Here is a 22,072-nt window from a genome sequence, read left to right on the forward strand (position 1 = left end):
CAGCCGGAAGTGCATCTGCGGCCCAACAAGCTGGTGGCGTACAAGTCGGTGGCTCATGTGATGGCAACGGCTCAGCGTCTTGGCGTCACTAAGATCGGTATGGTCGGTAATGAGCAGTTCTTGAAGTGATACCAGTGCTGAGTGGATGGCGTCTGAATGATGTTGGATGGAGCAGGGCGGCAGTCTGTGAGTGAGCTAAGCGAAGGCGTTGCAAGAGAAATAGTGTAGGGTCAGGTCAAAAGATTTTTAGATACCACTTAAATACCTATTGACAACCACTGTAGATAAGACCTACGATGAGACCTATGCTGGATTATCCACTGAAAATTGCGTTTAAACACGAATTTTTCAGAGAGAAATCGGCGACATTGAACAGAATGATCTATGGCAGAAATGAACGTGAGTAAACAATACCAATACCTGATCGGCGTTGATGGCGGTGGCACCGGAACCCGTGTGCGCCTGATCGCCCGTCAAGGCGCGCGAGCTAATGGCACTGCCGCTGATACTGTATCTGCCTTATCGGCTGTTGGTACTGCGGGACCTTCCGGTCTGATGCATGGCGCAGAGGCGGCGTGGAATTCGATACTCGCAGCGACCAGACAAGCGTTTTTTGAAGCGGGCCTCAGCATGCCTGCCTTGGGTGAAATCGCGGCAGGTTGCGGTCTGGCAGGGATTAATAATCGCCAATGGGCGGCTGAGTTTGTCTCCGCGAATCCGGGTTTTGGCCTGCTCGTGATCGAGACTGATGCCGGGACTACCTTGCTCGGTGCACATCAAGGTAAGGCCGGGGCGATTATTGCACTTGGTACCGGTAGCGTTGGCGAGGTCATGATGAGTGACGGTTCACGTCGTGAAGTGGGAGGCTGGGGATTTCCTTCCAGCGATGAAGCCAGCGGTGCCTGGTTAGGTTTGCGAGCAATGAATCACGCGCAGCACGTGCTAGATGGCCGTAGTCCTGCAGATGCTTTTTCAGCGGCGGTAATTGCGCATTGCGGTGGCAATAAAGATGCGGTATTTCGCTGGCTGGCACAAGCGAATCAGACACGTTACGCGCAACTCGCACCGATGGTGATTGCGCATGCTGGCAGCGTTGCCAGTGCTCGCACAATTATGTCTGCAGCGGGATACGAGGTTGGCAAGATGGCGATGGCACTTGATCCGTCTGCTACCTTACCGATTGCTTTATGCGGTGGACTGGCGGAGCCGATGAGCGAATTTTTGCCAGCGGAGTTATGTCCCCGTATTGTCAGGCCGCATGCTGATTCTGCTGCTGGCGCATTACTACTGATTCAGAACCGATTGTTGAGCATTCAATAGAAAGAACACTATGCAAGCGCAATTAAGTGATTTCAAGCCGGATAGCGATAGCTCTACGCCGCTGTATTTGCAGCTCGCTAACAAGCTAGCGACCGGCATTCATAGCGGCATCTGGCAGCCTGACGAAGCACTACCTTCTGAGCGTTTGTTATCTGAGGCGCTGGACATCTCGCGTGTCACTGCGCGCAAAGCGATCGACATGCTGTGCGAGCGCGGACTGCTGACCCGCAAGCATGGTTCCGGTACTTACATCACGCCCAAACTGGAGCAGCCTTTATCACGACTGACCAACTTTAGTGAGGAGTTGCGCCAGCGTGGTTTTGCTCCGGGATCGCAATGGATTTCACGTGAGACAGGGATCGCTGCACCGGAAGAAATTTTGTCATTAGGCCTGTCGCCGAATACCGTCGTATCGCGTCTGAAACGTCTGCGTACCGCCGATAACGTCGTGATGGCGATTGAGAGCACGACGATTCCGGCGATCTATTTGCCGAATCCTAAATTGGTGACCGACAGTCTGTACGGTTATCTCGAATCAAATAACGTTACCCCGACGCGCGCCTTGCAGCATATTCGTGCCGTCAATGCGACCGCCGAACAGGCGAAACTCGCGGGCATTAAACAGGGAGCGGCGATGTTGTTTATTACCCGTGTCGGCTACCTGCCGACCGGTGCTGCCGTGGAACTGACGCATTCTTATTGCCGCAGTGATTATTATGATTTTGTCGCGGAGTTGTTCAGATGAGTGGAAGCTTGCAAGGTAATGTCCTGACGTCAGCAGGTTGGGTCAATGGCTCTATTGATTTTGCTGAACGCGTCACCGCCATTCATGGCGAGAAAAATGATCCAGTGGATAACTCGCAGCTATATATCTTGCCTGGTTTTGTTGATCTGCACGTACACGGTGCCGGTGGCAAAGACACGATGGAGGCGGGAGATGCTGCGGAGGTCATCGCGCGCATGCATGCGCAACATGGCACGACGAGTTTACTCGCAACCACCATGACAGCACCGATGGCTGACCTGGAGGCAGCATTGTCCGCGTTGAAATCGATATGCGAGACTAGAACCAAAGGTGCAGCGCGGGTACTTGGCGTACATCTGGAAGGCCCGTATATCAATCCTGGCAAGCTAGGTGCACAACCGGATTTTGCCCGGATTGCATCACTGGAGCAGGTCAAGCATTTGCATGCGATTGCACCGATCAGACTGATTACCGTTGCGCCGGAAATGGAAGGTCATTTACAGCTGGTGCGCGACCTGACAGAGATGGGGATGGTCGTACAGCTTGGCCACACATTAGGTACCTATGAAGAGGGCGTTGCTGCTTTAGACAACGGTGCCAAAGGATTTACCCATTTATATAACGCCATGTCGCGGCTTGATCATCGTGCTCCGGGCATGGTCGGGGCGGCGCTCGCGCATGCGCAATTTTCTGAAATTATTCCCGATCTCTTGCATGTACATCCCGGTGCGATCAAGGCGGCAATGCGGGCCATACCGCATCTGTATTGTGTGACGGACTCGACGGCAGCATCCGGCATGCCGGATGGTCAGTACATGCTCGGTCGCCAGGTAGTGCATAAATGCCTGGGGGGTGTGCGTCTGGCAGATGGCACGCTGGCTGGCAGCACGCTGACGATGGATCAGGCATTGCGTAATCTGGTCAGTATCGGTCTCACTATCGCGGACGCGTCCAAGCGCGTATCCACATATGCCGCCGATTATCTCGGCTTACCAGATCGTGGTCGTTTGCACGTAGATAGTTACGCCGATATCGTCGTACTTGATCGCAAACTGAACCTGGTCGCTGTTTACGTAGAAGGAGAAAAGATTGACCTCGCAAATGCTTAAAGAAGCCTGTTCGTCCGCCGAGTTTGTGGCACATCAACTGACGCAGGATAGAGAACGTTATATCGCTCTGGGAAGTCATCTCAGAGACAATCCACCGTCATCGGTATTGACGGTGGCGCGCGGCAGTTCCGATCATGCTGCCAATTATGCCGCCTACCTGATCATGTCACGTCTGGGACGCATCGTTGCCTCTTTGCCGATGTCGCTGGTCACACTGAACAAATCCCCTTTGCATGCCCGTGATGCGCTGGCAATTGCGATCTCGCAGTCGGGACAAAGCCCGGATGTGATTGAGCCGATTCGTTATTTCCGTGAAGGCGGAGCCTCCACGGTTGCGCTGGTCAATGATGCTGCGTCACCGCTGGCGCAGAGTGCCGAATGGACTTTGCCTTTGCATGCAGGTCCGGAGCTCAGTGTCGCTGCAACGAAAAGTTTTATTACCTCGCTGGTTGCAGGCGCACGGGTCGCGGGCAATTGGCAAAATGATGCGGACTTCTTAAGTGCGATTGAGATGCTGCCAGAAGCCTTGGATGCAGCAACGCGTTGTGACTGGTCGAATGCTTTAGAGGTATTGACACCAGCGTCGCGCATCATGACCGTCGGGCGTGGTATCAGCTTCCCGGTTGCGCTGGAATCCGCGCTGAAATTTAAAGAGACTTCCGTAATTCAGGCAGAGGCATTTAGTGGTGCTGAAATCAAGCATGGTCCGATGGCGCTGATTGATGACGGCTATCCTTTATTGATTTTTGCAACGCGTGGTCCTGCCCAGGCTGGCCTGATCAAACTCGCCGAAGAAATGCGCGGTCGCGGTGCGAACGTACTGCTGGCGGCGCCGGTTGATATAAAAGAACGGAATCTGACTTTGCCTACTGCGGCGACACCAGACCTGGATCCGATTGTTGCGATCCAGGCGTTTTATGTGATGGCTGCGCACTTGTCTATTGCACGAGGATTAGACCCTGATAAGCCGCGTCATTTAAGCAAGGTGACCAAGACGAATTGAGCTTAATACGAATTGAGCTTAATACGAATTGAGTTTAATGCGATTTGAGCGTATTACGACTTGCATCAGTGCGAAACGATTGAGTTTATTTGTGAATTTATAGCAGCGTTTTTTTAAAAACCTCTCGCTCTCGCGGGAGGATATTTCAAACAGACTAATCACATACTCCTATCCAGTATTTTTTAAATCACTAATAGAAATATGCGGATTTGGCTAGTTTTTATAAAAAAATAGGGGAGTATTGCTCCAGTGGGCAGGATTCGATTTTCGGTAACGGGCGCAATCCAGCGCTTATCCGCTATAAGCTCAAGCGCCATATCCACGATGCAATCCATCATGCTGGCATTGCTATTGATTTGCGCACATGGCAATGCCAGCGCGGCGGAAAAAATCGAATTCTGGACCATGAGCTTAAAGCCAAAGTTCATTCCGTATTTTCAAACGTTGGTTAAAACGTATGAAGCACAACATCCTGGTGTTAAAGTCGAGTGGGTCGATTTCCCCTGGGATATTTTGCAACTGAAACTCATCACCTCTATTGCAGCAGGTACACCGCCGTCACTGGTCAATCTCAGTGTGCCGTGGGCAGAAGAATTTGCGCGTGACGGTTTGATCGAACCGGTTGACGGTCTGATGAAGAACAAAGCGGTTTATACCAAAGGCGCGCTTGATGATCTGACCTTTCGTGGCAAGCTCTACGGCTTTCCGCATTACAGCAACGTCAATGTGATTGCCTACAACCGTAAAATTCTGAGTGCTGCTGGGATCACGCAAGCACCGAAAAATATGGACGAACTGCTCGCCTATGCACGCCAGATTGCGGCCAAAACGGGCAAAGCTGGCTACGCGCCTGCTCTAGGCAAGATCGATGGTTTTTTGATGCAGCAAGGTCTGCCGCTCATCAAAGATGGCAAGGCTGTATTTAACTCGCCCGCCCATATCGTCCTAATCAAAAAACTCGCTGACACCTATAAGGCGAACGGTTTTTTGAAGGATAAATTATTCGCCGAAGATAATTTCCCCGCTGTGGTAGATGCCTATTTGGGCGGTCGCCTCGGCATGATGGTCAGCGCACCGACCGCCTTAAAACGTATTCAGGCGGACTCCGCCGAAATCTATGCGAATACCGCGATTTTTCCAGCACCTGTTGGTCCGACGGGTATTGCCGATGGTGGTTGGATGTTCAACTTCGCTGTACCAAAAGGCGTCAATCCCCGATCGCTTCCCGCGATTGCTGAGTTTGCCCAATTTCTGACGAACGACGAGAATCAATTAGCCTTTGCTAAGATTGCCAAAGTCATGCCGACCACGGTCAAAGCACTTGCTCATCCTTACTTTGCACAGATACCGGATCATGCGGGTGCCGCAGAAGTTGCGCAGACCGTTGCTGCCGGATCGATGCAGTATTCACGCAGTTTGTACGTGGATGGCATCACTGATTACGATGAGTTGCGGCGGTTTCTGGTGCAGGCAGTTGAGGCGGGGATGACCGGTAAAAAAGAGATTAAGCTGGCACTCGATGAGGCAGTGGCGATCTGGAACAAAAAGCTGGCTACTGATGTTAATGCACAAATGCATGCCAGAACGATGGCGAAGGAGGATCACTGACTATGTCCGCTTTCCGACGACATAATGTAATTGCCTATGTATTCCTAGCGCCGGCTTTGTTGTTGCTCGCATTGTTCTCGTTCTGGCCAGTGTTATATGGCTCCTATCTGAGCTTTACCGATTTCAGTTTAGTCCGCACGACGCATTGGGTTGGTTGGGATAATTATCGCTACATCTTTGGAAATGCGATGTTTGTTAGCGGTCTTAAAAACTCTCTACTATTTTTATCCATCGTCCCTTTTATCCAGATTGGCGCAATCGTATTGGCAACGCTGGTCAATACCCAATTACCGGCAATATGCTGGTTCCGTGCGGCTTATTATGTTCCGGTGGTGACAACGGTTGCGGTAGTCGGGATTATGTGGGGATTTATGTTCCATGATCAGGGCGCGTTGAATTATGTGCTTCTGAAACTGCATGCTATCAATCAACCGCTGGGTTGGTTATCTGATGACAGCCTGGCGATTTTTTCAATTATGTTTGTCTCGCTCTGGCGCGGGCTCGGCTGGTATATGGTGATGTATCTGGCAGCGTTGCAATCCATTCCCGCTGAGATGCAAGAAGCCGCTGTACTCGATGGTGCAAATCGATGGCAACGATTTTGGAAGATCACCGTACCCATGCTATTTCCAACCATCATGGTCTGCACCATCATGTCTGTTTTAGCTGCGCTAAAGGCCTATCAGGAGGTCGATGTCCTGACTCAGGGCGGTCCGATGAATTCAACTTTCACTGCGCTCTACTATGCCTACGATCAGGGGTTAAAGCATCTGAAATTGCCGCGCGGTCTTGCCGCCAGTTTTGTGATGTCATTGTCTTGTATTGCCATCGCACTGGCCTGTCTGCGCTATCTGAAGCCGAGGCACCGGTGATGTCCTATTCCGTTGAGCGTCTGTTTAAAATTGTTGTGCAATATACGGTGCTAATGGCATTGGCAGTGCTATGCGTATTCCCGTTCTGGTGGACGCTGGTAGTGGCCGTCTCGACTGAGGGCAATATTTTTGAATTCCCGCCCAGCTTTATGCCACAAGCGGTATCACTGGACAATTTTATTGAAGTATTTCGCGTCATCCCGATGATCGCGTTTTATAAAAATTCCTTATTGATTACTGTAGCAACCGTGTGCTGGAAATTACTACTATGCTCGCTGGCTGCCTATCCGCTGTCACGTATGCGCTTTAGCGGTAGCAAGTTAGTTTTTGGACTGATACTAGCAACCATGATTTTGCCGTCAGAAGTGAATTTTCTGGTCAACTTTATCACCCTGACCAAGATAGGCCTAGTCAATACTTATACCGGTGTGATCTTGCCGAATGTAGTGACTGCCGTGTCAATACTGCTGTTGAAACAAGCCTTTGATGAAGTACCACAAGACCTGATTGATGCCGCCAGAGTGGATGGTGCACCGGAGTGGATTATTTTCTGGAAAATTGTGCTGCCATTGATCTCGCCGTGGCTGGCAACCGTCGGTATTTTGACTGCGGTGGAGGCATGGAATGACTACATCTGGCCTTCCATCGTGATTAGTAAGCCCGATGATTTTCCTTTATCGGCAGGTGTGCTGTATCTGCGCGGTACTTACGGCAGCAGCACACGGGTGATTGCTGCCGGCACTATTTTGACGATCGCGCCGATACTCGTCGCCTTTTTATTTACCCAGCGCTTTTTTATGCGCGGCATGGATGGAGCAGTGAAATGACTTTAGCAGTGAAGCAAACGAATGCAAGCTCAGATGCGATGGTATCGACCAGCGCAATGACGAACATAATGACAAGCGCAGCGGCAAAAAAAATCGCGGGCCAACTGATCATGATACGCATGCCGGGTACCTCGCTTGATGCGGAGATGGCGCAATTTTTACGTGATAATCATATCCGCGCAGTTTGCCTGTTTCGCCAGAATATGATCGATGCTCAGCAGCTATCTAAGTTTACGGCGGATTTGCGAGAAGTCATGGGGCCGGATGCCTTGATTGGTATTGATCAAGAGGGCGGAGCGGTTGTCCGTGCGACCTGGGTGCCGCAGCCGCCCGCTGCAATGTCGTTGGGCGCCAGCGATGATCCGGAGCTATGTCGGGCAGTGGGGGCGGCGGTAGCGCGTGCTGTGAAGTCTCTGGGTTTTAACTGGAACTTCGCTCCGGTACTTGACCTCAATAATAACCTCGATAACCCTGTTATCTCTGAACGTTCTTTTGGTTCTGATCCGCAGAAGGCTAGTCGTTTAGCAATGGCATGGATGGAAGGCAGTTTGTCCGAGGGTGTGGCTTGTTGTGTGAAGCATTTCCCCGGGCATGGCGACACCAATGTCGACTCGCATCGTGATTTGCCGACGGTGAATAAGTCGCGTGCAGAACTGGATGCAATGGAGTTTGCACCTTTTCATCTGGCCAAAGAGGCTGCGCCAGCGATGATGACAGCACACATTGTGTATCCCGCGCTGGATGCCGATTTTCCTGCGACGATGTCGAAAAAAATTCTGACTGGCATCTTGCGTGACGAGTGGAATTATCAGGGTGTCGTCATTACTGATGGCATGGACATGCACGCGATTGCCGGTCGCTATGGCGCAGGCAAAGCCGCCGTGATTGCCTTGGATGCGGGCGCTGATCTGGTGATGGCATTAGGCACTAGGGAAACCCAGATCGAGACACTGGCAGCCTTGGCTGATGCCATACAAACCGGGCAGATTGACGCGGCAGGCTTGCAGCAACGTCTGGCACGCGTCACCAGACTAACGCAACAGTATCCATGTCAGCAAACGGGGTTTCAAATCGCCTATCAAACCGAAGCACAAGACTTGCAGTTAATGGCAGACGGCTGGAAGCGCGGATTGACGCCTTACCATAATCCAAAAGCGCCGGTACCCGGTAGTAAAGTCCGCTTGGTGATCAGTGCCAATGTCGTTAGCGATGGCGTCTCGGAAGCAGGCATTCGCTCCGAAAAAGTCAGCGCGATGTTGAGCGACATTTATGATGTCGATACCGTAGAATTTGATCGGGTAAACGAATTTGACTGGAGTGCATTACCCGATGATGGCCGATTCACGATACTCGCCTCCACAATCCGTTTGCGTTACAGTGAAAAAATACGTCAGGAGTGGAAGCCCGATTTACATCTGGTGTTATGGAATCCATTCCAGTCGCTGGACATTCAATCGCCTGCATTGATTACCTATGGTTTTGCTGCGCCAGCGATAGCTGCTGTAGCAGCCTGGTTCCGTGGAGATATTGTTGCTGAGGGTAAGTTACCAGTGGCTGGTTTTGATGTTTGAGAAATTTGGTGGAGGGAGTGGTAAGCATGGCGCCCTCCTACTTATCTCATCGGAGCTTCTAGAGCCTCTTTAGGTTTTGGATGTATTTGTTGGTGGAGGTATTTCGGACGCCGCGGGGTCGTCACTTCCGGCCTGTCGCTATGAAATGTAAAAATGTTAGTTCGAGAGAACATCGGAACAAAAATGGCTCAAGTCCAACTACGCAATATCACCAAACACTACGGCGACACCAAAGTTATCCAAGGTATCAATCTCGATATCCAGGACGGTGAATTCATTGTTTTTGTCGGTCCCTCAGGCTGTGGAAAATCGACTTTACTACGCATGATCGCCGGATTAGAAGACATCACCGATGGCGAGCTATTCATCGATGGAGAAATAGCCAATGATATCCCGCCAGCCAAGCGCGGTCTGGCGATGGTGTTCCAGTCCTATGCTTTGTATCCGCATATGACTGTCTATGAAAATATGGCGTTCAGCTTGAAAATGGCAGGACAAAAAAAGCAGCAAGTTGACGATGCCGTTCAGCAGGCTGCTGGCATATTGCAGATCAGCCATCTGTTGCAACGTAAGCCAAAAGATCTGTCCGGCGGTCAGCGTCAGCGGGTCGCGATTGGTCGTGCGATTGTGCGTCAGCCTAAGCTATTTTTATTTGATGAACCACTCTCTAACCTCGATGCTAGTCTGCGTGTGCAGATGCGGATTGAGTTGAGCCGATTGCATCAGGATTTAAAAACGACAATGATTTATGTGACCCATGATCAGGTGGAGGCGATGACCTTGGGTCAACGCATTGTCGTCTTCAATGCTGGAAAAATTGAGCAGCTTGGCACGCCATTAGAGTTATACGAGCGTCCCGCCAATCTGTTTGTTGCAGGATTTTTAGGCGCGCCGAAAATGAATTTGCTGAGTGCAGAAGTGACCGCACTCAATGGCACGGATGCGGAGTTCAGGTTAAAAGATGGAACTAGCTTGACCTTGCCTGTGATTGCATCACAAGTCGCCATCGGTGATGTTGTTACGCTGGGCGTGCGTGCAGAGCAACTAGCTTTGCCGCATACAATAAGTGGCTCACCGGAAGCGCCTTTATTGCAGATTTCCATCGATTTTGTTGAACATCTGGGTGACGCCTCTGTGATTTACGGACACCTCGCCAATGCTAAGAATGATCAGCAAAGCCTTTCGATTAAATTGAATGCGGATCTGTGTGCGACCTTGCCCGCGTTAAAGGCGGGTAGCCAGATCGATGTCGCGATCCCTTTATCGCGCTGCCATTTGTTTGATGCCACAGGCAAGGTTTGTGGTGCCTAGATGATTTGTGCAGTCGGCCCGGAAGAACTAAAAAACGCATTTTGTTTTTTTGAGAATGCGCTTCAGGGTAGTTGATGGTTGCTAGTCTTAAGTAGCACTCTGCAACAGGCTGATCAGGCTATTTCAGCTACTTTCTGTTCATCCTTGATTTTTAAAAATCGCGATAAAATCAAGACCGGTACTGCAGAAATCAGTGCCCAGATAAAGAAATTTTTATACCCCAAGGCAATCTGGATATCGCCACTGATCATTTTAAAAATAATGAAACCCAACTGCATAATACCAGAGCCCAATGCGTAATGTGCGGTCTGGTATTTGCCAACCGCCACCACCTGCATGATGAATAAAATAATGCCGACAAAGCCAAAACCATAACCAAACATTTCTATACACAATGCAGCAGTAATGATGCCGAGATTGTCAGGCAAACTGCTGCTCAGGAAAACAAATACCAAAATAGGCAGGTTCATCGCGATAATGAGATAAGGTAGTGCGCGCTTTAGTCCCAGCCATGAGGTGAAATAACCGCCGAGGACACTACCTGTTAAAAATGCGATGGTTCCCGCAGTGCCGTACACGATACCGACTTCATCGGTGGTTAAACCCAAACCACCAAGCTCTTTGGCCTCCCGCAAAAATAGCGGCCCTATGGTTTGTACCTGGCCTTCTCCAGCACGGAACAAGATGATGAAAATGATGGCAATCCAGATGCCTGGCTTTTGAAAAAAATCAATGATGACGTCTTTCAAAATCCAGAATGCACCTTTGAGTGAGGTTTCCATCGGCGCATTTTTTGTCCCCGGCAGTGCCCACAAATTGTAGAGCGCAAGCACGATCAGCATCACGCTGAGAATCCCGAAAATGATCATCCATGCATGTGCCGGGTCCATATGTTTTTCGAGATAGCCAGCTAAATAAACTAAGCCGCCTAAAGAAAAAAATCGGGCCGCGTTAAAAAATGCGCCTTGCCATCCTGCGTAGGCGGCCTGCTGTTTATTGCTGAGACTTGCCATGTACAAACCGTCGCAGGCAATGTCGTGAGTTGCAGAGGCAAACGCCACCACCGCGAGTAAGGCAATACTGACCGCGAAATACATGGGTAATTGCAGCGAGAGTGCGACCAGACCCAAGCTTACGCCACCGATGAGCTGAAAAATAACCACGACGGATTTTTTACTACTGGCCAGCTCCAGAAGTGGACTCCATAAGGATTTGAATACCCAGGCAGCACCGATTAGTCCGGTCCATCGTGCGATCTGATCGTTGGGCATCCCCATACTTTTGTACATCAGGCCCGCGACCAATGCGACGGCATAAAATGGTAAGCCTTGCGCAAAATACAGCGTGGGAATCCAGCGCATAGGATGTCGGCGAGTGGTCTGTTCAGTGGTCATCGTGATGGTCCCTCAAGGTGTGGGGCGGGTAGTCAAGCTAACGTGGTTTTGTTTGATTCAATGCTTTGCGTAAGCAGTAGAAGAATCAAAGCAAAATTGTTTCAGCGCACAACATACAAGGCACACAAAAACAGGTCAACTGGTTTTGTTTGATTAATGCCACTTTAATTCCACTGATGCGATATTTGGTCGATGAATTGATTAACTTCACTTAAATTTGCATTAAATCCTTTTATATCAGTTAAATAAATTTTTTTGTATTTCCTTAGATGTTGTGACTTTGCTGCAAAAAATATCAAATTGGGGAACTGGTATGGTGATTTTTTTTTGCTGAAAAATGCAGCAGTCTGAACTAGGTGAGCGTGCTGCGAATATTTTTTGCATTCTGAATCAGCATATGTTTGATCGGTCTGAGGGCGGATTGTTGCAAACACTGGTATTTGCACAGCCTTGCCGGAGGGCTCCGTTTAACGACGCTGTAGCATCCTTGACCTAGTTATTGATTATGGCTTGCCGCTTGAGTACTCATAGCCTGAAAAATGAGTGAGATTGGTCTGCAAGTGAGACGTGTCAATAAAATGTACAAATAAGATGAGCAAATAAGATGCGCCGATGCTGGTCAGCGCATCCTTACTTTCTCGATGAATAAATCTGCAGAGCAGTTTTTGATTGACCACCTACACTTTTGTCGGTTTGACGACCAGGGCGACGCCGAGCAGGGCGATCATCATGCCGATAGCGGCTGTCATGGTAAATTTTTCGCCAAACATTAACCAGGCCATGACGGCGGTGACCGGTGGAACCAGGTACATATAGCTGGTGACTTTGGTGGCTTCACCGTGACGTATCAGGATAAACAAGACCGAGATGCCGACGCCGGATAGTACAAAGACGGACCATGCCATTGCAGCAAAAAATTGTGGTGTCCATTGAATAGTTTGTGTTTCCAGCAGCAGGGCGAATGGCAATGTCAGCAATAGCGACGCAGCGAACTGGATCACCTGGCCGGTGCGCACGTCAAACGAGGGGCAGGTTTTCTTTTGGTAGAGTGTTCCTATCGTCATTGATAGCAATGCCATGACGGCTAGCGCAATGCTGCCGCCAGATAGACCGACAACTGAAATTTTATTGGCGACGACCAGGCCAACGCCGAGCAGACCAAAGCCCAGACCTAGCCATTGCTTGCCTTGCGTTTTTTCACCAATCGCGGGGCCGAGTATCGCGGTCAGAATAGGTTGGGTATTGACAATCAGGGCAGCGAGACCTGCGGGCATGCCGAGTTTGACAGCACACCAGACGCCACCAAGATAGCCCGCCTGCATGAGTATGCCCGCCACGGCGATATGCGGCCAGGCCTGACGTGCAGGCCAGGGAGCACGCATGCTTATCCCAAGCACGCCCATGAACAAAATAACGCCGAGATAGCGCAGGCAGAGGAAAGTCAATGGCTCAGCGTACGGCAAGCCATATTTAGCAACAACATAACCAGAAGCCCAGATGAAAATAAAAATAACAGGAGCGAAGCGAAGCAGGGGAGATTTGTGTGAAGTCATTGAACAGGATACAAGCCAGCAGGATGAAAAAATACTGACGAAGCTAATTGAAAAAACCTGCCGTATTTTCACATGAAACGCTTCTGTCTTGGACAAAGCAGGACGAATTAACAGATGAAAAAAACCTGCATTTATGCGAGATAAGTGCAGGTTTTTTCATGTACCTTGAATGTGTTTTTTGTGCGTTTTTGTGTATTGCTCAGCACCAGTGTGCGCTGGTCAGGTCAACAATACATCACGATCCAATCAAAGTCGGGTCAGCTCACCCAGCTTAAGTTAGCTTAGCCCAGATTGGCCGCAGCAAAATCCCAGTTGACCAAAGCCCAGAATGCTTCCAGGTATTTTGGACGTGCATTGCGGTAGTCGATGTAGTAAGCGTGTTCCCACAGATCACAAGTCACGAGTGGCTTGTCTGTCGTAGTCAGCGGCGTTGCTGCGTTCGATGTGTTGACGATATCTAAGCTGCCGTCCGCTTTTTTTACCAGCCATGTCCATGAAGAACCGAAATTACCGATACAGGATTTGGTGAAGGCGTCTTTGAAAGCATCGAATGAGCCCCATTTTGCGTTGATGGCGTCAGCCAGTGCACCGCTTGGTGTGCCGCCGCCATTTGGCTTCAAACCGTTCCAGTAGAACGTGTGATTCCAGATCTGAGCAGAATTATTGAATACGCCACCGGAGGATTTTTTTACGATTTCTTCCAGAGAAGAGTTTTCAAACTCTGTCCCTTTGATCAGGTTGTTCAGATTGGTCACATAGGTCTGGTGGTGTTTGCCGTAGTGATATTCCAAAGTTTCTTTGGAGATATGTGGTGCCAAAGCGTCCAGTGCATAGGGCAATGCCGGTAGGGTATGTTCCATTGTGCTTCCTTTGTTGTTCGTGGTTCGGGGAAAACCTTCATTGTAATAGCTTAATGCCATGCTTGCAGCTATGTGATGATTTTCAAGGCGGAATCTGTTTTTTTTGACTCAGAAAAAAAGTAAAAAATACTTGAATCCATTTCCCGATAGCTTACGTAAATTCATTTGACTAACACAGTCTCAGGTCGGCAAGCGGTGTCAACGCTGGTCGTTGCCATATCGCGATGCACGACCTTCTACCTCACACTTATCAGGAGATTTGAATGAAAACAGCCCTTCGCTTACTTTCCGGCGCATCGATCATTGCTGCTATGGCTGCTTGCAGTTCCGCGATGAAAGCACCAGACGCTCCCGCCGCTGTTACGGTGCCCGCCGGTAATAAATTAGTGCTGAGCCTGCGTGGTGCGGGTGACCTGACTTATGAGTGCCGAGTCAAGGCTGCGATGCCAGGCGCATATGAGTGGGTTTTTGCTGGCCCGACTGCGGTGTTGTCCGATCAGAACGGTAAGGTGCTTGGTAAATATTATGCTGGCCCGACCTGGGAATCCAATGACGGTAGCAAAGTCACTGGCAAGCAATTAGCTACTGCACCAGGCGCTGCGAATGCGATTCCACTGCAACTAGTCAAAGCGAATCCCTCAACGGGGAGCGGTGTGATGACGGATATTACCTACATTCAGCGCTTGAATACCATGGGTGGTGTTGCGCCGTCGGACAGCTGTGCTGCGGATAATGTCGGGGCTAAAAAACTGGTCAAATATCAAGCGGACTATTTGTTTTACAAGGCGAATTAACTTCAGGCTGACTGACATTCAAACCCGTGCTGTATGTCAGTCAGTGATATGCCAGTGAATAGTATCAGTGAATGAGGTCAAGAATCTGCATCATTCCGTGTTAATCCAAACTGGTTTGTACGCTGCTAATGCCAATTTCCGCTGCGCCGTCGGCAAGACGTACAGAGACTAGGCTATGTGCTTGCAGATGTTTACTTGAACGTATCAGCTTACCTTTGTGGTCGCTGAGAATCGCATAGCCCCGCTCAAGAGTTCTTTGAGGATTCAGCATTTCCAGCTGGGCGCTGAGATGCGTTAATGTCTGTCTTTGCGTGTCTGTCTGAAGCTGAATAGCGGAGGCAAATCGTCTTTGCTGTTCTAGCAGCCGCTGGCGTTCCTGGTCGAAATCGGGGCGTTGTGCAGTGAGCCTGGTGCGCAAATTGGCGAGTCGTGAATGCGCATGCTGACGCGGCATGGCACTTGCATAACGCAGGCTCTGAGCAGCGCTTTCCAAAGCCAGACGTTTGGCCTGAATAGCATTGATCGGGCTGACCAGGCGTCGTGTCAGCCAATCGAGAGTCTGATTGTGAGCGGCTAGTTGCCTTTGCATGGCACGCTCAGCATGCCGGCGATATTGCAGCAGATGATCCAGCCAGTCGGCTCGCGGCGTTGCAGCTAATTCTGCGGCGGCGGTTGGTGTTGCGGCCCGCACATCGGCCACGAAATCGGCAATCGTAAAATCGGTTTCATGCCCTACACCGCTAATTACAGGCATCGCGCAGTTCACGATGGTTCTGGCGACGATTTCTTCATTAAACGCCCATAAATCTTCAATGCTGCCACCACCTCGGCAGACTAATAAGACATCACATTCCTCTCTTGCTGAGGCCGTGGCGATGGCTTGTGCAATTTTATTTGCGGCACCTTCACCTTGCACTGGAGTCGGATACAAAATCACGCGGACATGCGGTGCGCGCCTTTGCAAGGTAGTCAGGATGTCACGTAGTGCAGCGGCCTGCGGGCTGCTCACGATACCGATGGTCTTCACAAAAACCGGAATAGGGCGTTTACGTTCTGTATCGAATAACCCCTCCTCATTCAGTCGGGCTTTCAATTGCAGAAATGCCTCGTATAAATTGCCCATACCGGCACGTCGTATCGCTTCGACGTTAATCTGATAATCGCCGCGAGGGGCATATAAGCTGACCAGGGCACGGACTTCTACCTTGTCACCTTCGCGTGGCATGAAATCGGCGTATTGGGCGCGGCCGCGAAACATCACGGCGCGCACCTGCGCTCCGGCATCCTTCAGGGTGAAATACCAATGTCCAGATGCGGCGCGGGTGAAATTCGATATTTCGCCGGAAACCCACGTCAATGGGATGTTTCGCTCCAATAATTGCGCCACTGCTTGATTCAGCGCCGACACTGTGATCACGGAGGGCGTGGTTATTGGGCTTGGGGAATGAAATTCAAAGGTCATAAAGCGCTTGAGGGTAAAAGCTGTCCACAGAAAGTGGCGGCGGTCATCAGAATGTCATTAAGTGTTGCGTATGTCAAAAGCAATCGAGAATCTAGACTTAAGTAGTTGATTTTTAAAGGAATAAACTTTTGCCCGTTTTTTGGGCAAAAAGGGAAAGTCCTTATAAATCAAGGGCTTTAGCGATTATTCTTGAGCTTGTTCACAAAGTTATCCACAGTATTCGTGAACAATGATGAGCCATTTTGCGAATTTTTGAAGCTGTAAGGCAATCGTTTGCTTTGCCTAAATTATTTGCACTAAACCAATGTTTAATAAAAACAAAGACTTAGCGACAATCACCATGCTTTTACACAATCTTGTCCACAATTTATGTGCAAAAGTATGCAGTGTTTGTGGACAAATCGCAGAAACGCCGATATTTTGCTGTCAAAATAATATTATTTCATGGAATTATGCCATATGCTTAATTTACAGGCACGTAGTGTAAAGTGATATAAATCAATTACTTAGTATTATCTACAGTGCTTCTTCACAGTCTTATCCACAAAAAATGTGTAGAAACGCGAACTTATGCACATACCGTTCACTTTGCTTAAAAAAATGGGGATAAGTAAGAATAAACGCCTGTATTCCGGTCAAAACTCTGGATTTGCCTGTTATTTAGGCATACGTATAATCGCTTTGAAATCAGCGACTTAAACTCTTGTGCTTGCCTTGTTCACAATGTTGTCCACATAAACTGTGCAGAACTTCGGCGGAGTGATCACTGTTTTGCTGGTAAAAGTGAGGTATGAGTAGCTATATGCATGCTGCCTAAATCTGTGGCAGCGATATTAAGTTGAATGAAATCAAATGCTTAGCTAGTTCATTCATACTTATCCACAATCTTGCACACAGAATTTGTGCAGAACTCGGTAAAAATGCTGACTTGTTCAACTTGTCCACGTACGCAACACATGCGCAACACACGCGTAAAAATCTAATTGCAGATTTTTATCTTGTGTACTTGCTCACACGCACGCAACGCGCTACATTGCGGGGTTGAATCGTATTTGTTTTCATGGCGTGCATGAAGCCTGAACCGGATTGCTGCACCTCATACTTTCAGCTTAGTAACATGGGTGTGATCCGCATCGTGTTAGCTTGGCGAAAGTAAAGCTGCCGGGCGCATGTTGTATAGCGCCTGATACCCGAGCGAAATGCGCGAACCCATCTTCGCACTACCAAGGACTAAGGAGTCACTTTTGTTTGCCATTATTCAAGCGGCTGGTTGGCCAATCTATCTTCTACTGGTTGCATCGATTATTGCACTGGCATTAATCATTGAGCGTAGCTTATCGCTGCGTCGCCAGCGTATATTGCCGCGCACTTTGCTCGACGAGGTGATTCGCGTTTATCACGCGGGTAAAATCAAACAAGAAGTCATCGATCAGTTATCGAACAATTCCCCGTTGGGTAAAGTGCTCGCCGCAGGTTTACGCAATGTCAATGCGCCACGTGAGGTGATGAAAGAATCGATCGAAGAAGCGGGGCGCGGTGTTGCGCACGAGCTGGAACGTTTCTTGACTACCTTGGGTACGATTGCGTCCCTGGCGCCATTGATGGGGCTGTTCGGTACCGTGGTTGGTATGATTGAAATCTTTGGCTCACAAAACGCATCAGGAGCAAATCCTGCGCAACTCGCGCACGGTATTTCTGTCGCTCTGTACAACACGGGTTTCGGCTTGCTGATCGCGATGCCTGCCCTGATTTTTTATCGCCATTTCCGTGCGCTGGTAGATAGCCTGGTGGTGGACATGGAACAGCAGGCAGTGAAATTTGTTGATACTGTCCACAGCGCGAGAAAATAATGAATTTTCGTAAAGGACAGGGGCGTGAAGACCCTGAGATTAATCTAATTCCTTTCATTGACGTTTTGTTGGTGATCTTGATCTTTTTGATGGTGACAACGACGTATAGCCGTTTTACCGAATTGCAGATCACGCTGCCGACTGCCGATGCTGAGAAGGCGCAAGATAAGCCGAATCAGATCGATATCGGGATTGATGCGCAAGGTCGCTACAAGATCAATAATCAGGCGGTGTCGTTTCTCGATACGGCGACTCTGGCGCAGGATCTGAAGCAGGCGGCAACGGCTTTAGAAGCGGGCAAAGAAGGTGCTCAGCGTGATCCTATTGTGATTATCAATGCCGATCGCGCCGCAACGCATCAGTCCGTGATCGATGTTCTGGAAGCCGCGCGTATCGCTGGCCTGGCAAAAGTGACATTCGCAGCGCAAGCCTCTGGGAAATCGAAATAGCGTTGATACGCTTTGTAGTAAGCTGCTTTCGAGAGCTGGTGGCAAAATACAAAAAAATGTAAAAAAATAGAATAAATCGGGAGTATCTTCATTCAATGGCCTGTTCCGCACAATCTACGTGCGCAATAGGCCATTTAATCTTGATACTCCCGTAGAGTATGGTTGAGGATATCTTGCAGTCATTTCGTTCAATGGTAGAAGCTGGATTGATGCGCGCATGGCTGCGGCGCGGTGTGCTGGCGTGCCTGCTGTGGCCGCTCGCTATAGTATTTCAGTTGCTGATTGGCTTCCGGCTCGGCTTAATTTTGCTCGGCTACAAAGCACAGACGCAACTCGCAGTCCCGGTCATCGTGGTCGGCAATATTTTTGTCGGTGGCACTGGCAAGACGCCGCTGGTGATTTATCTGGTGCAGCAATTGCGGGCTGCGGGCTGGACGCCTGGCGTTATCTCGCGCGGCTATGCGGCCGACGCCAGCGCTGTCGTGCTGGTGGATGCGAATTCGCTGGCGCAAATCGTCGGTGATGAGCCTCTGCTGATACATACACGCACCAACACCCCGGTGGCTGTCGGGCGGCAGCGGGTGGCTGCGGCACAGATGCTGTTGCTCGCACATCCTGAAGTGAATGTGATTATCTCTGATGACGGCCTTCAGCACTATGCGTTGGCGCGCGATGTAGAAATCGTCTTGTTTGATCAGCGCGGTGTCGGTAATGGCTGGTTGTTGCCCGCCGGCCCCTTGCGCGAACCAGTACAGCGGCGCCGCGATTTTACGGTAGTCAACGCGCCTGCTGACGCGGCGTTGCCTGAGCTTGGCAGCGAACCCAATACCCCAATCTCACGCATGCAATTGTTGCCGGGAGCCGCATATCAGCTATGTGATCCGAGCAATACACAAATATTAGCGCAGCTTGCAAACGATCCCCTGACAATGCGCACAGTCACGGCGGTTGCGGGTATCGGCAATCCACAACGGTTCTTTACCATGCTCGCCAGGGCGGGAGTGCAGTGCGAAGGCCTGCCTATGCCAGATCACTATCCATTTAATGTCGCAAGTTTTGCGCAGATTCGGTCTGACATCATTCTGATTACCGAAAAGGATGCAGTAAAATGTCGGCAGATAGCGGCATTGCAACAAGATGCACGCGTATGGGTAGTACCAGTGGATGCGCAACTGGATGCCCGTTTCGCACAACAAATAATTGAACTGATTTCGGAGAAACAACATGGACGCACGCTTGCTTGATGTCTTGGTCTGCCCTTTGTGCAAAAGTCCTCTGGTGTACGATAAAGCGGCACAAGAATTAATTTGTAATGCCGATAAACTGGCTTTTCCGATTCGGGATGATATTCCTATCATGTGGGTAGATCAGGCTCGTCAATTGCCCGCAGCGTAAGTCTCAGAATTGAAGATCAGTCTATGAGCTTTACCGTCATTATTCCAGCGCGTCTGGCATCGAGTCGTTTGCCAAATAAGCCTTTAGCCGATCTGGGAGGCAAACCGATGGTGGTGCGCACCGCTGAGCGGGCTTTATTGTCTGGCGCCTCGCAGATCATGGTGGCAACCGATCATGCAGATATTCTGGCCGCTTGCCGCGAACACGGTATTCCGGCTTGTATGACACGAGCGGATCATCCGTCTGGCACAGACCGGATTGCCGAGGTCTCTGCTTTGATGGCGTTACCAGCCGATGCGGTGGTCGTCAATGTGCAAGGTGATGAGCCATTGATCGATCCGGTATTGATTGCTGCGACTGCTGGTCTGGTCAGTGCGACCGTACCGATGGCGACAGCCGCACATCCGTTGCATGACCTACAGGACGTGTTTAATCCGAATGTCGTCAAAGTGGTGCTCGATAAATTCGGTCGCGCTTTGACTTTTTCGCGTGCGACGATTCCCTGGCACCGGGACGGATTTGCTGTCACGCGTGACACTTTGCCAGCGGGATATGCGCCGCTCAGACATATTGGCTTATACGCCTACCGGAATGATTTTTTATTGTCTTACCCTACGCTCGATTTATCACCTCTGGAGCAGATTGAGGCTCTGGAGCAATTGCGGGTGTTGTGGAACGGTCACGCTATTGCAGTTCATGTCACACATGCCAGCCCGGCACCCGGCGTGGATACGCCGGAAGACCTGGAGAGGGTACGGACATTTTATTAAGGCAATTGAAAGAACAACTAAAGCAAAGTGAAGGCAAGCTTAAGGCAATAGCAGGAGCGTCGCGAAATTCACATGAAAAATCTTGATGAAGCACATGATTTCATGGCAAAGCATCAATAATATAAAAAATTGTGGTAAGTTTCGTGAAAAGATACTGTGATATTACTAGTGCGTCATTTCTATAAAAATAATAAGCACCAAGAACAAAATCACGGTTTCGCAGAAAAATATGGCATCGCGGCCTCAGGCTGTCATGCACAAAGATACAAACAATTCACACTATTCAAACTCGTCTTTTAGGAAATAACATGCGTCTTATTTTGTTGGGAGCGCCTGGTGCTGGCAAAGGCACACAAGCTAATTACATCAAAGAAAAATTCAATATTCCACAAATCTCTACCGGCGACATGCTCAGAGCTGCTGTGAAAGCGGGCACGCCTCTGGGTCTGGCTGCCAAAGCGGTGATGGATGCGGGTGGCCTGGTGTCGGACGACATCATCATCGGTCTGGTGAAAGATCGTTTGCAGCAAGCGGATTGTGCAAATGGCTACTTGTTTGACGGATTCCCTCGCACGACGCCTCAGGCAGATGCGATGAAAGACGCTGGCGTTACGATTGATTATGTATTGGAAATCGATGTTCCAGATGCGGCCATCATTGACCGTATGAGCGGCCGTCGTGTGCACCCGGGTTCTGGTCGCGTATATCACGTCAAATACAATCCCCCCAAAGTCGAGGGCAAAGACGATGTTACGGGTGAGGAATTGATACAGCGTGACGACGACAAAGAAGAAACCGTCAAAAAACGTCTGAGTGTCTACCACGAACAAACGGAAGTGCTGGTTGGCTACTACGGTGATTGGGCAAAATCCGGCAAGCCAGGTGCACCGAAATATCGCAAGATTGCCGGTGTCGGACCGGTAGAAACAATCAGAGACAGTGCCTTCGCCGCACTCTCGGAATAAACGAAAAGCGGACCTGGTGGTCCGCTTTTTTCTTGCTAGCCCTGGCAAATGCTTCTCCAATAAACATGGGCAACGGTTCAGTTGTGCAGTACGCAGGATTCATGATTTCACCTTGGTCATACAAGTGTGGAATAGATGAAAAGTCGTGGTTGTTTCACTTGGTCGCCGTTTTATATTGTCACAAAAAGGCAAGTTTGCATTACCCATGCAAAGG

21 protein-coding genes are annotated in these 22,072 nt (G+C 49.8%); 17 read left to right on the plus strand and 4 right to left on the minus strand.

The features are described from left to right. The 10 genes from ACO0K3_RS07055 to ACO0K3_RS07100 all read left to right on the plus strand — a co-directional run. Positions 1–129, plus strand: a 129-nt coding sequence (locus ACO0K3_RS07055) for an ExbD/TolR family protein (RefSeq protein WP_422956290.1), incomplete at its 5' end; no start/stop codon positions are given. A gap of 255 nt (positions 130–384) precedes the next feature. Next, positions 385–1,320, plus strand: coding sequence for a BadF/BadG/BcrA/BcrD ATPase family protein (locus tag ACO0K3_RS07060; RefSeq protein WP_422983201.1), 936 nt, complete (start codon positions 385–387; stop codon positions 1,318–1,320). A 10-nt stretch (positions 1,321–1,330) separates the two neighbouring features. Further along, the gene (locus tag ACO0K3_RS07065; RefSeq protein ID WP_422956269.1) at positions 1,331–2,065 is read left to right on the plus strand and encodes a GntR family transcriptional regulator; all 735 of its coding nucleotides are present in this window, start codon (positions 1,331–1,333) and stop codon (positions 2,063–2,065) included. Next, positions 2,062–3,174, plus strand: a complete 1,113-nt coding sequence (nagA, locus tag ACO0K3_RS07070; RefSeq protein ID WP_422983203.1) for an N-acetylglucosamine-6-phosphate deacetylase — start codon at positions 2,062–2,064, stop codon at positions 3,172–3,174. Before ACO0K3_RS07065 ends, nagA begins: the two co-directional genes overlap by 4 nt. Further along, entirely contained in the window at positions 3,167–4,177 is a 1,011-nt protein-coding gene (locus ACO0K3_RS07075; protein ID WP_422984027.1) for an SIS domain-containing protein, read from the plus strand. The genes nagA and ACO0K3_RS07075 overlap by 8 nt, the downstream gene beginning before the upstream one ends. Positions 4,178–4,501: 324 nt before the next feature. Beyond that, positions 4,502–5,785 carry an ABC transporter substrate-binding protein gene (locus tag ACO0K3_RS07080; RefSeq protein WP_422983205.1) on the plus strand — a complete coding sequence of 428 codons (1,284 nt, stop codon included), beginning with the start codon at positions 4,502–4,504 and terminating at the stop codon, positions 5,783–5,785. Between the two features lie 2 nt (positions 5,786–5,787). After that, a complete protein-coding gene (locus tag ACO0K3_RS07085; protein ID WP_422983207.1) occupies positions 5,788–6,657 on the plus strand; it encodes a carbohydrate ABC transporter permease in 870 nt (289 codons plus the stop codon). Continuing rightward, the gene (locus tag ACO0K3_RS07090; protein WP_422983209.1) at positions 6,657–7,484 is read left to right on the plus strand and encodes a carbohydrate ABC transporter permease; all 828 of its coding nucleotides are present in this window, start codon (positions 6,657–6,659) and stop codon (positions 7,482–7,484) included. Before ACO0K3_RS07085 ends, ACO0K3_RS07090 begins: the two co-directional genes overlap by 1 nt. Beyond that, entirely contained in the window at positions 7,481–9,055 is a 1,575-nt protein-coding gene (locus ACO0K3_RS07095; RefSeq protein WP_422983211.1) for a glycoside hydrolase family 3 protein, read from the plus strand. The genes ACO0K3_RS07090 and ACO0K3_RS07095 overlap by 4 nt, the downstream gene beginning before the upstream one ends. A 183-nt stretch (positions 9,056–9,238) precedes the next feature. Beyond that, positions 9,239–10,366 carry an ABC transporter ATP-binding protein gene (locus ACO0K3_RS07100; protein ID WP_422983213.1) on the plus strand — a complete coding sequence of 376 codons (1,128 nt, stop codon included), beginning with the start codon at positions 9,239–9,241 and terminating at the stop codon, positions 10,364–10,366. A gap of 113 nt (positions 10,367–10,479) precedes the next feature. Here the strand turns inward: ACO0K3_RS07100 and ACO0K3_RS07105 are convergent, their stop codons facing one another. From ACO0K3_RS07105 to sodB, 3 genes are all read right to left on the minus strand, one after another. After that, a complete protein-coding gene (locus ACO0K3_RS07105) occupies positions 10,480–11,760 on the minus strand; it encodes an MFS transporter (RefSeq protein ID WP_422983215.1) in 1,281 nt (426 codons plus the stop codon). 677 nt (positions 11,761–12,437) lie between these two features. Then, entirely contained in the window at positions 12,438–13,313 is an 876-nt protein-coding gene (locus ACO0K3_RS07110; protein WP_422983217.1) for a DMT family transporter, read from the minus strand. A 281-nt stretch (positions 13,314–13,594) separates the two neighbouring features. Further along, complete coding sequence (gene sodB / locus ACO0K3_RS07115) at positions 13,595–14,173, minus strand: superoxide dismutase [Fe] (protein WP_422983219.1); 579 nt, start codon at positions 14,171–14,173, stop codon at positions 13,595–13,597. A gap of 263 nt (positions 14,174–14,436) precedes the next feature. Between sodB and ACO0K3_RS07120 the strand changes: the two genes are divergently transcribed. Then, the gene (locus ACO0K3_RS07120) at positions 14,437–14,967 is read left to right on the plus strand and encodes a DUF3455 domain-containing protein (protein WP_422983221.1); all 531 of its coding nucleotides are present in this window, start codon (positions 14,437–14,439) and stop codon (positions 14,965–14,967) included. A 100-nt stretch (positions 14,968–15,067) separates the two neighbouring features. On the opposite strand, the gene xseA is transcribed toward ACO0K3_RS07120, so the two are convergent. Beyond that, complete coding sequence (gene xseA / locus ACO0K3_RS07125) at positions 15,068–16,429, minus strand: exodeoxyribonuclease VII large subunit (RefSeq protein WP_422983223.1); 1,362 nt, start codon at positions 16,427–16,429, stop codon at positions 15,068–15,070. A 1,244-nt stretch (positions 16,430–17,673) separates the two neighbouring features. Here xseA and ACO0K3_RS07130 point away from each other — a divergent pair. The 6 genes from ACO0K3_RS07130 (at position 17,674) to adk (ending at position 21,858) form a co-directional block, all read left to right on the plus strand. Then, entirely contained in the window at positions 17,674–18,279 is a 606-nt protein-coding gene (locus ACO0K3_RS07130; RefSeq protein WP_422956257.1) for a MotA/TolQ/ExbB proton channel family protein, read from the plus strand. After that, on the plus strand, positions 18,279–18,728 hold the full coding sequence (locus ACO0K3_RS07135) for an ExbD/TolR family protein (RefSeq protein ID WP_422959890.1): 450 nt from the start codon (positions 18,279–18,281) through the stop codon (positions 18,726–18,728). Before ACO0K3_RS07130 ends, ACO0K3_RS07135 begins: the two co-directional genes overlap by 1 nt. Positions 18,729–18,901: 173 nt before the next feature. Then, positions 18,902–19,972, plus strand: a complete 1,071-nt coding sequence (lpxK, locus tag ACO0K3_RS07140; RefSeq protein ID WP_422983225.1) for a tetraacyldisaccharide 4'-kinase — start codon at positions 18,902–18,904, stop codon at positions 19,970–19,972. Further along, positions 19,953–20,123, plus strand: a complete 171-nt coding sequence (locus ACO0K3_RS07145) for a Trm112 family protein (RefSeq protein ID WP_262838570.1) — start codon at positions 19,953–19,955, stop codon at positions 20,121–20,123. Before lpxK ends, ACO0K3_RS07145 begins: the two co-directional genes overlap by 20 nt. 23 nt (positions 20,124–20,146) lie before the next feature. Then, positions 20,147–20,893 carry a 3-deoxy-manno-octulosonate cytidylyltransferase gene (kdsB, locus tag ACO0K3_RS07150; RefSeq protein WP_422983227.1) on the plus strand — a complete coding sequence of 249 codons (747 nt, stop codon included), beginning with the start codon at positions 20,147–20,149 and terminating at the stop codon, positions 20,891–20,893. A gap of 308 nt (positions 20,894–21,201) precedes the next feature. Next, positions 21,202–21,858, plus strand: coding sequence for an adenylate kinase (gene adk, locus ACO0K3_RS07155; protein WP_422956253.1), 657 nt, complete (start codon positions 21,202–21,204; stop codon positions 21,856–21,858). Positions 21,859–22,072: the final 214 nt, after the last annotated feature.

Origin of the sequence: Undibacterium sp. Rencai35W (assembly GCF_049340185.1) — a bacterium.
GTDB lineage: Bacteria > Pseudomonadota > Gammaproteobacteria > Burkholderiales > Burkholderiaceae_D > Undibacterium.